The sequence below is a fragment of the Magnetofaba australis IT-1 genome, from assembly GCF_002109495.1.
Lineage (GTDB): Bacteria > Pseudomonadota > Magnetococcia > Magnetococcales > Magnetococcaceae > Magnetofaba > Magnetofaba australis.
The window spans coordinates 374,872-390,232 of sequence record NZ_LVJN01000018.1 but is presented as its reverse complement, the minus strand read 5'-3'; the positions used below and the strand labels follow the sequence as shown (position 1 = coordinate 390,232).

Genomic DNA, 15,361 nt, shown 5'->3' with positions numbered 1-15,361 from the left:
TCCCATGGCTGACTTCTCCACCCATCTGAGCGTCGGCGCCGCTGTCTCCGGCGCGGCGGCCACATTGGTCAACGCCGCAGGCGTGATTAACGCCGACCAAACCCTGCTGCTGTTCACTCTGGGGACCATTGGCGGTCTGCTGCCGGATCTGGACAGCGATACCTCCACGCCGCTCAAAGCCGGTTTCACCTTTCTGGCCACGCTGTTCGGCTTCGTGGTGATGTTCGGCGTGGGTGTGGGGCGCTATTCGGTGCTGGAGTTGATCCTGTTATGGTGGGCTGCATTCCTCATGATTCGCTACGGCGTGTTCGCCCTGTTCACGCAACTGACCAAGCATCGCGGGATTATCCACTCTGTCCCGGCAGGGGCGCTGTTCGCCGCCATCGCCATTGTGCTGGCGGACCGCCTGTTTCTGCTGGGGATCACGCTGGCGTGGCTCAGCGGCCTGTTTGTGCTGCTGGGATTCCTCACGCACCTGCTGCTCGATGAGCTGGTGAGCCTGAATCTGCTCAAGGCCAGCGGCCCACGCAAATCCCTGGGCACGGCATTCAAACTCTTTTCCAACGATTGGCGCGCCACCGCTGGCGTTTATCTCGCCCTGGGGGCGTTATGGTTCGTGTTGCCGCCTGCGCCTGCGCTGTTTCAATTGGCTGCGCTGACTGGCGTTTGGCGCGCTGTGCTGCCCAACCTCCTGCCCCACGGAAGTTTTTTCGATATCACCTTTTAACCACCGAGAGTTTCTTCATTTCAGTGAGAGAAAATTCATGATATATATTTTATAAATTTGCAGACCAAATGATCTGTTTCGTGTTGGGATGCCAATATTTATATCATCTTGCAATCACAGCAGCCGTGCGCAGTCACCCTTCGCACACTATTCGCAACGACAAAAGCTGGCGCTAACTGCCGAATTTAAAGGGACGTCGCTGTGCGGGTTGTTCGATGCAACGCCGAGCCCTCTTTCATAACCACATGAGTGCGAGAATCCGATGAAAAAGACTCTTTCTTTAATTGCCTGCGCAGCGCTGCTATCGGGTTGCGCCACCATGGCCAAGGGCATGGATGGCGGCATGATCGAAGTTCACTCCAACACCCCGGCGGAGTGTGAATTCACTGACGCCATGGGCACCCGCACCTTCTCCATTCCTGGTCAAATCAAAGCCGACGCCAGTTCTGGGCCGGGCGTTGTCATGTGCCACGCAGATGGCTTCCTGGATATGACTCAACAGATCGATACCGAATTCAACGGCGCGACAGTGGGCAATATTCTGTTGGGTGGGGTCATTGGTCTGGTGGTGGACGCCGCCACCGGCAACACCAGCGCCTACCCCTCCCATGTGATCGTCTCCATGGAGCCTGTGGAGTTTGGCTCGCTGGCTGAAGAGGATCAGTGGCGCGCCGACAATGAGAAGTGGGTGGCGGACGTGCGCAACAAATACGAGCCACAGAGCGAAGATTTCAACCCTCATGCGGTGGTCAAAGAGTAACGCCACAAAACGGCGAGTTGAAAATAGCGCGCTTCCTCACGCGGGAAGCGCGCTTTTTTTTACATCAAACTGAGATCCAGCAGCCGCGCTTGAACCTCCCGCGCCAGCTCATATTTGCGATCATAAGGGAGTTGATCGTCCCGCAATTGCGCCATCTCTTCGCGCGTGCGCTGCATTGCGTCTATGAACTCCCGCTCATCCTCGCCACGCGCATCGGGCGCCATGGCCTCGACCTCTATCCAGCGGGGACGAAGTTCATCAAAAGCATCCTCCAAACCACTGAGAATCCGCTGATGGAATTCATCGGCCTCGCCGCCCGCCGGGCAGTCGTCGAATGTGTCGTCCTGTGCGCTCATACGCTCCCCTTACTGGGCGCCGCCCCCCTTGGCCATGGCCAGCAGCAGATCCATGGGGGTTTTGTCCGCCTGTTCGGCCAACGGCTTGAGTTGTCCGGTTGTGTCGGTCTCGACGCCAATGGCGCGCAAGCCCTGTAGCGCATAGTCAGGGCTCACTCCCAGCATCTGCGCCACCTCCGCCACGCTCTTTTGACCAATACCGCTCCCGGCAAAGCGCGCCTCAATCTCATCTGTGGAGAGTGAAGCGACCGGCGCCGCCTGCTGCGGAGCCGAGCTCTTCTCCAACGGCTTGATCACTGCATAGAGCGCCATGGCGTTGGATTGGTTCAATAGCGCCAAATCCTTGAGCTTGGTCTGACCGGCGTTGTCCGGCAGAGTCCAGCCAGCTTGCTCGAGTGCGGTGCGCGCAACGACCGGATCGATCGTCATCTTGCGGCAGAAGCCATTGAGGGAGACATCTTCGGCGTGGCCGAACGGCGGCTCGAACGCGGGATCGGTAATCCACGCCTGCTTGGACCAGTCGTTGAGCGCCATCAACCAACTGGTGGGAGGCAGATCGGCGATGGCGGTGACCACCAACACCACGCTGAAGCCGGATGCGGTGAGCAGTTCGCGGCTGACGCCGCCGGATTTGCCCCCCGCGTCATTGGCGCGCCGCTTGGTCTTGAGATAATTGACGAAGGGTTTCCAGTTATAGATCAGGTGCCACACGCCGATGACCACAAACAACAGACCAAAGACGATGTGAATGACCCCCCACTGCTCTTTGCTCATGCCGCCGAGGGTCCAGCTGACCCAATAGGCCACACGCCCCTGCGGCACGACAAACAGCACAATGCCGGTGATGACGCTGATGAGAAACGCCCATGTCACAATGAGTGAGATGGCGCCGCGCAGATTGAAGATTTTTGCCGTGGCCATGGCGAGCTCCTGCCTGAAAAGAGTATTTTCCGATTAAACGGCAATAAAATGTGTTTCCGGCGCAATCGCTATAAATAAATATAATGCATGAAATTGCTACTATTGCCCTCTCGCCCCCGGCGATTCGGACGATGGCCAGCGATGATAGTGAGTAAAACCAAAACTGCACTGAACGGCCAATGTTTGCGTGACGCAGGTGAAGCTCGCGCTGATTATTGGCCGCCGACTGGTCGGAGGCGGGATTCTTAAGGGTCTGTGACCCTTAAGCGGGTGTAATGGAATGGTCCGCTCCGCTACCCAAACGGCCTCGCAATGGGCCAAGATGGTGGTGTGTTTTTCCATCTAAACGGAGTCGGAGCGGACCATGAGCAATCATATCGAAAACGGACAGGTACGGGTACTGGGGATTGATCTGGGCAAGAGCGTGTTTCAGTTGCATGGCGTGGATGCGCGCGGCAAGAGCGTTCTGAAACAGCGCTTGAAACGAGATAAGTTACTGGAGTTCATGGCGCAACTGCCGCCGTGCCTGGTGGGGATGGAAGCCAGTAGCGGCGCCCACCATTGGGCGCGGAAATTTCAGGGATATGGGCATGAAGTGCGTTTGATGGCGCCGCAATATGTGAAGCCCTACGTGAAGCGGCACAAGAACGACAGCGTGGACGCTGAGGCGATATGTGAAGCGGTACAGCGTCCGAATATGCGTTTTGTGGGGATCAAAAGCGTTGCCCAGCAAGAGATATTGTCGCTGCATCGGATACGCAGTCTGGCGGTGAAGAACCGCACGGCGTTGGTGAACCAGATTCGCGGACTGCTTGCCGAGTATGGGATTGTCTTTCCCAAGAGCATCAAGCAGGCGCGGCGGGCGATTGTGCTGATTTTGAGTGATGAGAGCTCGGAAATGAGCGCCAATTTTCGCGTAATTCTGGAGGATGAGCGCGATGAGCTGGCGCATTTGGATGAGCGTATCGGCAAATATGAGCGTGAGATTGAGGCGCTGGCCAAGGCGGAGCCGCAGTGTCGATTGCTGATGACGATCCCGGGAGTGGGACCGATCACGGCGACGGCGCTGTTGGCGTCGGTGGGGGATGTGCGGGCGTTTAAGAATGGCCGGGAGCTGTCGGCATGGATAGGGTTGGTTCCCAATCAGCACTCCACAGGGGGCAAGGCGTGGCTGACGGGGATCAGCAAGCGGGGAAACGGTTATCTTCGCACCCTGTTGATTCATGGGGCGCGGGCGGCGTTGCGCGTGTGTGAAAACAAGCCGGATCGCCGCAGCCAGTGGGCAGTGTCGGTGTCGGAACGTCGCGGCGCAAATAGAGCAGTGGTGGCGCTGGCCAACCGCATGGCGCGCAGCGCGTGGGCGATGCTGGTGAAGCAGGAGGCCTATGGGGCCAGCGCCGCTGTGTAGAGAGAGCGCAATACAACTCTAAAAGAAAAACAGGCCGATAAGGAAAGAGAAAGAGATCCCACCAGCCAGGTTGCGAGAGAGAGTCGAGATTGATGGCGTGAAACGGCATAGCCCTGCGTGGTCAAGAACCTGTTTCGCCCAAGGGCCCATAGAGGCCGAGGGTGTGTTGAGGAGGGCCACGCGCAAATTCCATCAGGGCCAGAGGGCGACAAGCCCCTCATCAACAGGCCGGATACATGGGCGCGACTAAGCCTCACACATCAGTGGACATTTTCTCTTGCCGTGGCGGAGCGGACCATACATGCCGTGGCGGAGCGGACCATACATGGATATTTTCTCTTGCCGTGGCGGAGCGGACCATACATGGGCAGCGCCCACGATTCGGCAGGATTGCCGAATCGGACTCGCGCAGCGAGCCCGAAGGGTGAGGGCCATGGATGGCCCGAATCACGGTTTGGATTTTGACTTTGGGAGCTAGAGGGCATAGCTCTCGATATCCTCCATTTTCAAAATCGCCAAGGTCCAATTTTGATTTCGACTGACTTTAGCGCTTGCCGCTGACGATATCCAACACCTGCGGAATGGCGTCGATCCAATATTTGGGGTTGGCGGCGGCCAAACGCTCACGCGGATGCGCGCCGGAGGGGAACGCGCAGGCGTCCACCCCAGCGCTGTTGGCCATAAGCAGGTCAAAATCGGTGTCGCCCACCATCAACGCCATCTCCGGCGGCATGGCGGTCTCCGCCAACGCCTGCTCCAGCATTCCGGGATGGGGTTTGGAGGGGGCGCAATCGGCGGTTTTGATGGCGGCGAACAGGCCATGGAAGTTCTGCTCTTCGATCATGCGCTCCACCCCGCGCATGGATTTTCCCGTGGCCAGGGCCAGGGTGACGCCGCGCCCCTTCAGTTCGTAGAGAGTGTCGCGCACGCCGGGAAAGAGTTCATGGTCCAACGAATTGGCGTCGGCCAACGCTTTATAGTGCTGGCGATAGAGCGCCACCAACTGGTCGCGGGTCTGCTGAGTGGCGCTGGGCAGAAGGCGCTGCGCGGCGGCGTCCAGCGACAGGCCAACAATGGCCCCCACGCTGGCGTGGCTGATGGTGGGCAGCCCCAGCTCCTTGAGCGACAGATTGACCACATGGGAGATCGCCCCCAAGGAGTCCATCAAGGTGCCGTCGACATCGAAAATCACCAACTCATAGCGATTGCTGCTCATCATTTGCCTCCACGACGTCGGGCGCTGGGCGCGCCGCCGCGTCGTTCACTCCTCGGCTGTGCGCCCTTGCCCTGGACGCGTTGCGCCGGTTGCGTCTGGCGCGGCCGACTGCTTTTGGGCGCAGAGTCACGCAGCGCTGTGAGCACGCTTTGCAGGCCATCATCCAGCGGCGCGGTGAACTCCATCCAGCGCCCTTCATGCGGGTGCTTGAGGCGCAGACGCCATGCATGCAGGAACATGCGCTTGAGGCCCACCGACTTCATCTGTTGATTAAAGCTTTTATCGCCATATTTGCCATCACCGGCCACCGGGTGGCCCAGATCCTGGAAATGGACGCGAATCTGGTGGGTGCGCCCGGTCTCCAACGTCGCCTCCATCAATGCGCAGAAGCTGAAACGTTCGTGCATCGCGTAGCGGGTGGCGGCCTCCTGCCCCTCCCCATCAGAAGCGGCGACCATGCGTTCTCCACCGCGCACTTGACCTTTGGCCAGATTGCGCGCAATCCGACCTTGCGGTTTGGGCGCCCCCTGCACCAGGGTGAGGTATTGCTTCTCCACCTCGCCGTCGCGAAACGCCCGCGTCAACTCGCGCACCGCTTTCGGGGTCAGGCCAAACACCAGACACCCCGAGGTCTCCTTATCCAGGCGGTGACACAACTCCGGGCTGGCCACCACGCCCAACTCATCCAGATAGACGCGCATGGCGTCCACCACCCCCCATTCGTGCCCGCTGCCGCCATGCACCGGCACGCCCACCGGCTTGTCCAGCACCAGCATCCAGCCATCGCGGTAGATAATGCGCTCAGCCAACCGTTTGACCAGCGCCGCAGGCGGCGCCGCGCCCCGCTCGCGGGGTTTTTGATCGGCTTCGGTGAGCGGCGGAATCCGCACCTGATCGCCCAACGCCAGGCGGCGGTCCCCCTTGGCGCGGCCACCGTTAACGCGCACCTGTCCGGTGCGCATCAAGCGCTGAATTTCACCGCGCGGCATGCCGGGAATGTGATGGGTTAGGAACCGATCGAGGCGCTGACCATCAAACTCAGCGTCTACGGGTTCCTGCCGGGCGGGCGTTTTTCTGACAGGTTCGTTCACGGCTTCTTTGCTTTTGGGATTGGAGATCCGTACAATGTTCGAAATTTTCTGCTCGCCGATGTGGCTTGAGCAGGCCCGAGCATACTGGCATCGCAGCCTTTGCGCCATATGCGCGTTGCGCGTTCAGACACATTTTTCCCCGCTCATGTTGTCCCAGGTCCGAAGCCTGAGTGAAAACGCGCGGGTTTGTTGGAATTCATTAAGAGATTAGACCGAAGCCGACGCAGCGCCCTTGCGCCGCCGGATTCGCCCTTACGACGTCCACGTTATCGCCACCAGCTTGCAGTCGCCAGCGGTGCGGTGGCGTGGGCCAAACACACGGAGTTATCCCCCCACATGACCAAGCGCATGCTGGTGGACGCCACTCATGATGAAGAAGTGCGCGTCGCCATTGTTGAAGATCAACGCCTCCTCGATCTGGATATCGAGACCTCCACCAAAGAACAGATCAAAGGCAACGTCTACCTGGGCCGCGTGACCCGGGTGGAGCCCTCCCTACAAGCCGCCTTCGTCGATTTCAACGGCGGACGCCAAGGCTTCCTCTCCATCAATGACATTCATCCCAAGTACTATCCTGAGGATGAGGTCCAAAATGACGCCCCGCCGCCTGGGCGGAGCAGAGCCAAAGCCAAAGCCACGCCCGATGATCAGGCGGTGAGCAGCGCCCAAGAGGCGCCGTTGGAGGCGGTGACAGAAGCCTCGGAGTCCACTGAGGAGCAGCCGCAGGAGAGTGACGCCGATCAGGCTGAGCAAAGCGTTGATACTGAAGTCGAAGCCAGTACTGACGCCGAGCCCAACGCCGACGAAGATAGCGCAGAGGGTGCGGGTGGGTCCGACTCCGAGCAGGATGCCGACGAATCCGCGGATGAGTCGGAAGAGGACGACTCCGATGACGACGACTCCGATGAGGAAGACGACGAGTCCCCGGTTGACGATGATGATGATGCCGCGTTGGATGACGAAGATGGGGCTGAAGAGAGTGATAGCCCCTCCCGCGCCCGCCCCACGCGCACCCGTCGCCGTCGCAACATCCCCATTCAGAAGATTCTGACCAAAGGCCAAACCGTCCTGGTGCAGGTCATCAAGGAGGCGCGCGGCACCAAAGGCGCCTCCCTGACCACCAATATCTCCCTGGCCGGTCGCTACACCGTTCTGCTGCCCGAAACCGTAGGCGGCGGCGGCATCTCCCGTAAAATCATGGATGGCGCAGCGCGCAAAACGCTGAAAAAGATGCTTGCCACCATGGAGATCTCCCAGGAGATGAGCCTGATCATTCGCACCGCCGGTCTGGAGCGCACCAAGCGCGAAATCAGCCGCGACATGAGCTACCTGACGCGACTGTGGAAGACCATTCAGGATAAGTGTGAAAAGTCCAAAGCCCCCGCTCTGATCCACGAAGAGGGCGAACTGATCATCCGCACCATCCGCGATCTATACACCACCGATATGGAAGAGATCCTCATCGAAGGCAACGACGCCTATCGACGCGGCAAGGACTTCATGCGACTGCTAATGCCGCGCTACGTCAAGGTGGTGCAGCCCTACAAAGACAAACTGCCGCTGTTCTCCCGCTATCAGGTGGAGAATCAGATTGAGTCGATGCACGATCGCGTCATCTCGCTCAAATCCGGCGGCTATATCATCATTGAGCCCACCGAGGCGCTGGTCTCCATCGACGTCAACTCCGGTCGTTCCACCAAGGAGAAAAACGTCGAGAACACCGCGTTCAAAACCAACATGCAGGCGGTGGATGAGATCGCCCGGCAGTTGCGTCTGCGCGACTTGGGCGGATTGGTGGTGCTGGACTTCATCGATATGGAGGAGCGCAAGCACAATCTGGACGTGGAGAAGCGCCTGAAGGAGGCGTTCAAGAACGATCGCGCCAAAATTCAATTGGGAAAAATCTCCCAATTTGGCTTGATGGAGCTCTCCCGACAACGCATGAAACCGGCATTTGCCGAGAGCAACCGGGAGGTATGCCCCCGCTGTAGCGGTCTGGGCACCATCCGTTCGGTGGAGTCCACCGCTATCCGCCTATTCCGCTGCCTGGAAGAGGAGGCCTACTCCGGTCGCCATAAGCGCCTGGTCTACACCGCCCCACAAGCGGTGGCCAACTACCTGCTCAACAACAAGCGGGCGCAGTTAGCGGAGATGGAGAGCGCCAACGAACTGGAGATCATCATCCAGGGCGACGCCGCCATGGAGACGCCCAATTTCCGCCGCGAAAAGGGCGAAGGCGTCGCCGGCGAAGAGAACAACAGTCGCAACAGCGCGCGCAGCAATAAGCGCGATAATCGCAGAAAAGAGAACCCGCCAGCCAAAGAGAGCAGCGCAGAGGCCAGCCCCGTTGCCGAGGCCAAGCAACCCGCGGCTGACGAGTCGGCTACCGATGAGGATGGACAGAAGAGCGGGCGTAAAAAGCGTCGGCGTCGGCGTCGCAGAAAGAGCGGCGGCGAAGGCGATAGCGCGGAGGCCGCAACGCAGTCGACTGCCCAGTCCTCTACAGAATCCAGTGATTCCGCCGAAGGCGGAGACAACGCGCCCGCTGATGTCACAGCGCAAACCGAGTCGCAAGGCGACGATACCGTTGCGACGCCTGAGGCTGCCCCCACAGAAGAGGGCGATGAAGCCGCCAAGCCCAAACGCAAGCGGCGCCGTCGTCGCAGCTCTTCGCGCCGCGCCAGTGGGGCTGAGGAGAGTGCGCAAGGCGATCAGCAACCGCCGATGATGGACCCCGCTGAAGCGCCGCAGCCAGATATGCCCGGCATGGAGAATATGCGCGTCGTCGCGGACAATGTGGGCAATGTGGCGCCCAGTGAGCCGGTTGACGAACCCAACGGCAATGTTTTGCCCCCCGAACCTCGGGAGGAGGATGACGTCAACGGCAACGTACTGGTCGCCGAAGAGCCGCCTACTGAGAAGCCCAAACGCGCGCCGCGCAAGCGTCGCACCAGCACCCGCAGCAGCGGCGCAACCCGCTCACGCTCGCGTAAAAGCACCGCCAGCAGCGACGAAACCAAACCGTCCGCCCCCCCCTCGGCAAAACCGGATGGCTCTTCCGGCGACGAGTGAACTGGTCGGGTTTTATTGATCTTGCACGATGCAAAAAGGGCGCGACTGTTTCACAGTCGCGCCCTTTTTTACTGTGGTATTGTTTATCGCCAATCAAAACCAAAATCACACAGGAACCAATCTTCACACAATGCGGCAATATCGTCGCTATGGTGAGTCAAAACCAAAACTGCACAGAACGACCAATGTCTGCGTGACACAAGTGAAGCTCGCGCTGACTATTGGCCGCCGACCAGTCGGCGGCGGGGTCAGGGGAGCCGCGCCCCCAGCGGGGTAAGGGGCAGCGCCCCATGGTGTGGAAGTTGGGAGCTCGAGGGCGGAGCCCTCGATATCTTCCATCTTCAAAATCGCCAATGTCCAATTTTGAATTCGACTGACTATAGCTTTCAAAAATGAACACAGGGGTACTGGAAGATATCGAGGGCTCTGGTGGAGGCCAGCGCCCTCATGGAGTCTGGGGGGAAGCCCCAGTATGCTCCAGCATTCCGACCCTTTGCCTCTGTGTCCGATTGTAAATTTGACCGGCTATCGCTCAACCCAACCTTATATGGAGATCAACTCCTCATCGACGTCATCCGCGCTCCGTTTAGCTGGCGTTTCCAATCGCCGCAGGGTAAACCAGAAGCAGACCCCATTGGGCTTCACCCCCTCCACGCCCACTTCGCCGCCGAGCTTGATCACCAAGCGTTTAACGATGGAAAGACCCAATCCGGTTCCGCCCATCTCGCGCGCGCGCCCCTTATCCACGCGATAAAAGCGCTCAAACAGACGGTCGAAGTGGATGGGATCGATACCTGGGCCATTGTCTGTGACCATCACCCGCCAATGGTGTGGCGGCGACGGACGCATCAACACCGTCACCTGTGAGCCAGGAGGAATATACTTCACCGCATTGCCCAGAAGATTGCTGAGGATCTCCTCAATGGCTTCGCGATCGCCCACCGCGTAGTTCTGCGCCTCCACCCGATTGCGGAAAAACACCGAGCGTTCCGAGGCGATGGGCTTAAGCGTCTCAATGACATGCTCAACACAGGCGCTGATATTGACCGCCTCCATGCGGATCACATAGCCATCGGACTCGATGCGCGACAGGTCCAGCAGCTTGGAGATGATATCCGCCAAACGCGCCGCGTTGCGCTCCATAGCTTCCGCTAATTTTCGGCCATACACGCGATCTTCAATCGCTCCGCTAACCAAAGTCTCCGCATTGGCTTGTAGAATGCTCACCGGCGTGCGCAACTCGTGGGAGACGTTGGCGACGAAATCCTGACGAATCTTCTCCTGGCGCCGCAGGTCACTGACATCGTGCAAAGTGAGAATTGCGCTATGCCCCGAAGCTGTGGGCGTGAGTTGGGCCAAAATCCACCGCGCCTGCCCATCACGCTCCAGATTCAACTCCACATGGCCAACCAGTTCGCTCTCCAACAACTCCAACAGAGGCGCTTGGTCATCTTCGTCCAGAACATTCTCAACCGGTTGATGCAGGCACATCTGACCCAAACCGAGGATGTCCCGCGCCGAGGGGTTGAATAGCGTGATGCGATGCTCCGCATCCAGCACAACCACTCCTTCGGCCATCCCCTCCAACACGGCGGCCAATCGGTCCCGCTCCGCGGTCAAGGAGCTGAGCGCGGTATCCACCTCGTCGGCCATCTCATTGAACGTACCCGCCAACCAACCGATCTCGTCCTGGCTGCGCACCTCCAACCGGTTGCGCTGCGGCGTGCTGGCGCTCTGCACCACGTGGGCCGCCAACTGTCGAAAACGGCGCGTACTGAAGTGCGCCGCCAAGCCGCTGACCGACACCGCAATGATCAACCCCATCAACCCCGCCACCGCCAAAGTCAGTCGCAAACGCCAACTGATTTCACGAAAGGTTTTGAGTGGCAGGGCCATGCGCATGACCCCACGCCGCCCATCGGTCCGATCAAAGCGGGCGGCGACATAGATCATATTTGTTCTGAGGGTTTTGGAGTAGCGCTGGGAGACGCCAACGCCGTCGGCGAAGGCGCGAATAATCTCAGGCCGACCCGCGTGGTTGTCGAGTTGGCTGAGCTTGTCGAGAGGGATTTCCGAATCCCCCACCACCACGCCGGACTCCACCACGATGGTGGCGCGCGCGCCCGCCGCATGGCCGATGGCGTCGGCCATGGGATCCATCTCTTCAGCGCGCAGAGGCAGAGCGGGGTTGAGCAACTGATTGCGTCCCATGCGCGCGTGGCTGATCAACTCATCCGTGACGCGATCCACCAGCCATTCGCGCAGGGCGTATTCCAGATAGAAGCCAACCGACAGCACCACGGCCACGATCAGCAGAAGGGAGAGGAGGAAGAGTTTGCCGCGAACGCGCAGCTTCACGCTTCATCACCATCATCGGGTCGGTCACGAAAGCGGTACCCCACGCCACGGATGGTCTCCATATACTTGCCAGCCGGACCGAGCTTTTCACGCAGACGTTTGACGTGGGCGTCCACCGTACGCGTCTGCACAAAGGCGTTGACGCCCCACACATCGTTGAGCAGGGCGTCACGATTCTGCACCCGCCCCTTGCGTGACAGAAAGGTGGTCAGCAGCTTGAACTCCATAGCGGTGAGATTGGTCTCTTCGCCATCCACCCACACACGGTGGCCATCATAATCCACTTTCAGGCGGCCAAAAGTGACCAGCGGCGAGGCTTCCCCCCGCTCTGGTTGAATACGACGCAGAATAGCGCGAATGCGCAGAATCAGTTCGCGCACTTTGAAGGGTTTGACCACATAGTCGTCGGCGCCGGCTTCAAACCCCATCACCTTATCAATCTCTTCACCGCGCGCGGTGAGCATGATCACCGGCAACGTGCGCGTCTGCTCGTTTTCGCGCAAACGACGGCACACTTCAATGCCGGAAACGCCTGGCAGCATAAGATCCAGCACCACCAGGTCGGGCCAGCCTTCGTTTAACGCGATGGGCAGCCCCGCTTCGCCAGTGAGCGCCACGCGGGTTTTAAACCCCTCTTGCTTGAGGCTGTACTCCAGCGTGCTGGCCAGGTCCTGCTCGTCTTCGATGATGAGAATGGATTGACTCATAATTGACTGCGCCTTGAGGTTTGGCGGCGGCGCATCCGCCGCCTTTTGAATGCTGGGCGCGGCGAGTGACGCGCTGGGAAACCCAGGCGTTATATCACCGTGCGCGCAGATTGTGGCGCCGTTAATCGATGTATGGCAAGGCATTCATCGTAACGCCGCGCAACTGTCGAAGAGCTTTCTTATTGCGCGCTCGAAGATGTCGCACTGGGCCCGGACAGGCCAAAATCCTGTGTTTGCGGCAGGCAGATCTCTTCAGGCGTCACGTCCAACACGCGCCGTGCAGAGCCCTCAGCGGCAGATCCAAACATGTCCATGACCCGAGGCAGAGCCGCTTCATCCACGGTCACATCCACCCGTTGAAATCCATCATGTAGGGAAACTCGAAAGCGCATGGCATGCTCCAAACAAGCAATTGTTGTGGGCGAGAAGATCGCCAATTGCTTGTAACCATGCATTACCATGGCCAATTTTGAGTGATGGTGAAGAAATATTTCAGGTGATTTTCCTGCGCCTAGTGATTATGGTGAATGTTATACAATGAGTTATCTATAACAAATCATTGCGTAACCACAGGCTTTTCCTGCATAACCAAGCCTGTTACGACGCGCCAGCACAACCACTGCAGAGAGCAAATCGCGGCAATATTGTGTCGCGTGGAGTAACGCCTTGTCAGATACGACCCAGCACACATTGCGGGAGACCGTACTGATCGTCGATGACATCGCTGAAAATATTGATGTTCTGCGATCAACGCTTGCCTCGCACTATCGCGTTCTCATCGCCAAGAGCGGAGAGAAAGCGCTTGAGCTTGCAACGCAAACGCCATCGCCTGATCTTATTTTGTTGGACATCATGATGCCAGGCCTCAATGGCTACGATGTTTGCCGCACCCTCAAGAGCGCAGTCGCCACGCGCGACATTCCCGTCATCTTTGTCACCGCCAAGTCCGAGATCGAAGACGAAACCCTGGGTCTCTCTCTCGGCGCGGCCGACTATATTGTCAAACCCGTCACCCCTGCACTGGTTCTGGCGCGCGTGCGCACGCATTTGGAGTTGGCGCGCAGACGTCGTGATCTATCCGATCAAGTGCGTGATCGCACACAGCAACTGGAACGTTCAGAACGCCGCTACACCGCGCTATTCAATGAAGCGTCGGAGATGATTCACATCATCGATAATGAGATGCGCATCATTGACGCCAATCCAGCGCAACGAAACGCCATTGGCCATACCCGACACTCCCTGCTGGGCATGCCCGCCGAGCAGATCATTCACCCCAATTCACGCACGCGTTATCTGGAGCTGATCAGCGCTCTGCTGCAGAGCAAGAAGCCGATTCTGCGAGAACGCATTCTCCTGCTGGGACAAGGCGGCAAGACGCTGTGCACCGAGATGAGCGGCGCCGTCAATATTGAAGCGGGCAAAGTGACCGGCGCGCAATTCATTTTGCGCGACATTACGCATCAGGAAGAGATTGAATGCGCCCTGCGTTTGGCGAAAGAGAAAGCGGAACACGCCAGCCAGGTGAAATCCGATTTTCTGGCCATTATGAGCCATGAAATGCGCACGCCGTTGAATGCCGTCATGGGCATGGCGGAACTGCTTTCGGATACCGACATGGATTCGCAGCAGAAAGAGTTTTTGGAAATTCTCACCCGCTCTGCGCGTAGCCTGCTCTGTTTGATCTCTGACCTGCTTGACCTCTCGGCCATTGAAGCCGGACGCATAACCCTGCATAGCAGCGATTTCTCTTTGGCCAAAGTTGGTGAAGAGATGGTGCGCATGCACGCCATTAACGCCCACAACAAAAACCTGGAGCTTCGGCTCCTCATTGCGCCCGACTTGCCGCAAACTCTGTGCGCGGACCAACTGCGCACCCGACAGGTACTGCACAACCTTCTGAGCAATGCGATCAAGTTCACCGACGCAGGCTCGGTCACGTTGGAGATACAGCGCAACGGATCAGACAAGGTCTGTTTTACCGTTGCCGATACCGGCATTGGGGTTTCCCAGGATATGCAGACGCAGATCTTTGAGATCTTCAACCAAGCCGACACCAGCATGACCCGCGCCTATGGCGGCGCCGGCATCGGCTTATCGCTCTGCTCACGTCTGGCCCACGCCATGCGGGGCAGCTTGTGTGTGCAGAGCGCTCCAGGAGAAGGCGCGCGCTTCTTCTTCGTGCTGCCCTTGAATCCACAATCCAATTTTGATCGCTGTGACCTGAGATTAACGCCCTCAAACATGCCCCATAACGTGAACGGAGAGATGTGTCAGGTGGATGTGGTTGACCCCACCACGCCACCGGCCCAAGCGTCGCACGCAGCGATCTCATCAGACACGGCAGAGCATCATGTGCTGTTGGTTGAGGATGCCGAAGACAACCGACTGCTGATGCAGAAATTCCTCCAAGGGGCGCCCTACAAACTCAGCATTGCAGAGAACGGGGCTGAAGCGGTGACGCTGTTTCAAGAGCAGAGCTTTGACGTGGTGCTGATGGATATCCAAATGCCCGTTATGGATGGCTTGGACGCCACCCGCCACATGCGCGCCTGGGAGCAGGAGAAACACAAAGCGCCAACGCCCATCCTCGCCTTGAGCGCCCACGCCATGGGCGGCGACGAGGAGAAATCCTTGCAGGCCGGTTGCGATGCGCATTTAACCAAGCCCATTCGCAAGCGGGTACTGCTCGAAACCCTGCAGAACTACTGCAAAGGCGATTAATTTCTGTCGATTGGCCAACGC

At 58.8% G+C, this 15,361-nt stretch carries 12 protein-coding genes; 5 read left to right on the top strand and 7 right to left on the bottom strand.

Going from position 1 to position 15,361, the window contains the following annotated elements:
* Positions 1-4: 4 nt before the first annotated feature.
* The gene (locus tag MAIT1_RS07855) at positions 5-727 is read left to right on the top strand and encodes a metal-dependent hydrolase (protein WP_085441731.1); all 723 of its coding nucleotides are present in this window, start codon (positions 5-7) and stop codon (positions 725-727) included.
* Between the two features lie 262 nt (positions 728-989).
* Positions 990-1,487 (top strand): hypothetical protein, encoded by a 498-nt coding sequence (locus MAIT1_RS07850; protein ID WP_143814721.1) that lies wholly within the window; start codon positions 990-992, stop codon positions 1,485-1,487.
* Positions 1,488-1,546: 59 nt separating this feature from the next.
* Here the strand turns inward: MAIT1_RS07850 and MAIT1_RS07845 are convergent, their stop codons facing one another.
* Positions 1,547-1,843 (bottom strand): hypothetical protein, encoded by a 297-nt coding sequence (locus MAIT1_RS07845; protein ID WP_085441729.1) that lies wholly within the window; start codon positions 1,841-1,843, stop codon positions 1,547-1,549.
* Positions 1,844-1,852: 9 nt separating this feature from the next.
* On the bottom strand, positions 1,853-2,764 hold the full coding sequence (locus MAIT1_RS07840; protein WP_085441728.1) for a DUF4405 domain-containing protein: 912 nt from the start codon (positions 2,762-2,764) through the stop codon (positions 1,853-1,855).
* A gap of 364 nt (positions 2,765-3,128) precedes the next feature.
* Between MAIT1_RS07840 and MAIT1_RS07835 the strand changes: the two genes are divergently transcribed.
* The gene (locus MAIT1_RS07835; RefSeq protein ID WP_085441727.1) at positions 3,129-4,172 is read left to right on the top strand and encodes an IS110 family RNA-guided transposase; all 1,044 of its coding nucleotides are present in this window, start codon (positions 3,129-3,131) and stop codon (positions 4,170-4,172) included.
* 544 nt (positions 4,173-4,716) lie between these two features.
* Here MAIT1_RS07835 and MAIT1_RS07830 read toward each other — a convergent pair.
* The gene (locus tag MAIT1_RS07830) at positions 4,717-5,388 is read right to left on the bottom strand and encodes an HAD family hydrolase (RefSeq protein ID WP_158089384.1); all 672 of its coding nucleotides are present in this window, start codon (positions 5,386-5,388) and stop codon (positions 4,717-4,719) included.
* Positions 5,388-6,479 (bottom strand): RluA family pseudouridine synthase, encoded by a 1,092-nt coding sequence (locus MAIT1_RS07825; RefSeq protein ID WP_158089383.1) that lies wholly within the window; start codon positions 6,477-6,479, stop codon positions 5,388-5,390. Before MAIT1_RS07825 ends, MAIT1_RS07830 begins: the two co-directional genes overlap by 1 nt.
* A 336-nt stretch (positions 6,480-6,815) precedes the next feature.
* Here MAIT1_RS07825 and MAIT1_RS07820 point away from each other — a divergent pair, with 336 nt between their 5' ends.
* Complete coding sequence (locus MAIT1_RS07820; protein WP_085441724.1) at positions 6,816-9,551, top strand: ribonuclease E/G; 2,736 nt, start codon at positions 6,816-6,818, stop codon at positions 9,549-9,551.
* 543 nt (positions 9,552-10,094) lie between these two features.
* On the opposite strand, the gene MAIT1_RS07815 is transcribed toward MAIT1_RS07820, so the two are convergent.
* The 3 genes from MAIT1_RS07815 to MAIT1_RS07805 all read right to left on the bottom strand — a co-directional run bounded on the left by MAIT1_RS07815 (position 10,095) and on the right by MAIT1_RS07805 (position 13,071).
* The gene (locus MAIT1_RS07815; RefSeq protein ID WP_085441723.1) at positions 10,095-11,909 is read right to left on the bottom strand and encodes a sensor histidine kinase; all 1,815 of its coding nucleotides are present in this window, start codon (positions 11,907-11,909) and stop codon (positions 10,095-10,097) included.
* Complete coding sequence (locus MAIT1_RS07810; RefSeq protein WP_085441722.1) at positions 11,906-12,616, bottom strand: response regulator; 711 nt, start codon at positions 12,614-12,616, stop codon at positions 11,906-11,908. The genes MAIT1_RS07815 and MAIT1_RS07810 overlap by 4 nt, the downstream gene beginning before the upstream one ends.
* A gap of 179 nt (positions 12,617-12,795) precedes the next feature.
* Positions 12,796-13,071: a hypothetical protein gene (locus MAIT1_RS07805; RefSeq protein WP_143814720.1), complete on the bottom strand. Its 276-nt coding sequence runs from the start codon at positions 13,069-13,071 to the stop codon at positions 12,796-12,798.
* A 211-nt stretch (positions 13,072-13,282) separates the two neighbouring features.
* Between MAIT1_RS07805 and MAIT1_RS07800 the strand changes: the two genes are divergently transcribed.
* A complete protein-coding gene (locus MAIT1_RS07800) occupies positions 13,283-15,340 on the top strand; it encodes a hybrid sensor histidine kinase/response regulator (protein WP_085441720.1) in 2,058 nt (685 codons plus the stop codon).
* Positions 15,341-15,361 lie beyond the last annotated feature (21 nt).